General features: G+C 40.5%; 1 pseudogene. It reads right to left on the bottom strand.

Going from position 1 to position 723, the window contains the following annotated elements:
• Positions 1-156: 156 nt before the first annotated feature.
• Positions 157-723, bottom strand: a pseudogene (locus R7093_RS25400) (hypothetical protein); the annotation flags it as partial.

The raw sequence follows: 723 nt of genomic DNA, 5'->3' as shown, positions 1-723 counted from the left end.
AAACTCGAAAAGGGGCAGAAACGAGTTAGGTTCATTGCTCTAACTCGTCAAACTACAATTAGTAAAAGTAAGTAAAAACAACAAAGGCAAAAGACAAGACCTGACCCTATCTAGAACCTCTATACCCATTCATTGTGACTTTTTGGTCATTGCTGTTTATCTACTAGACACCATCGTACTCACTTTAAAACTGCTCACGGGTGTCATTCTCAAACGTCTCTCCGTTGGATAATTAGCCTTAATGTATGTTGAAACTGTTTTTTCTCTCCAAGGCTGTGGTAGATGAGTCTGGGAAAAAAGATCGCCTATTATCTCGAAATAGTTCTCCATGCTCTTATTTTTACTTTCATTAAACTTTTTTGCTTCAGCTTGCATATGAGCAAACTGTGTATTTAGGTCACCATCATGATACCCTAAGCAACTGGCTGCACGCTCTAACACATAGCGCATTGCCTGTGGACTGTACCCAGCTTTGACCATAATATCCACAGCAACAACGTCAGCGGTTACTTCATTCGGAATCATCAAGTGATTGGTCATAAGGTGTCCTTGTGTATAATCATCCATAAAGGTATCCGCCACTTCTGCCCAAGCGGTTGTGTTAAGGTAAACGTAGATATCTCTCGCTGCTCTATTAGTCTCGCGAGTCTTTTTTGAGCGAATTAGATTGATCTGCTGATTGTGAAGTAGAACATGATGCACCATTTCATGGGCGATGATAAA

It is taken from the genome of Vibrio sp. 1580 (genome assembly GCF_033340055.1).
The sequence above is the reverse complement of the archived record's forward strand: the minus strand, read 5'-3'. Positions and strand labels throughout refer to the sequence as shown.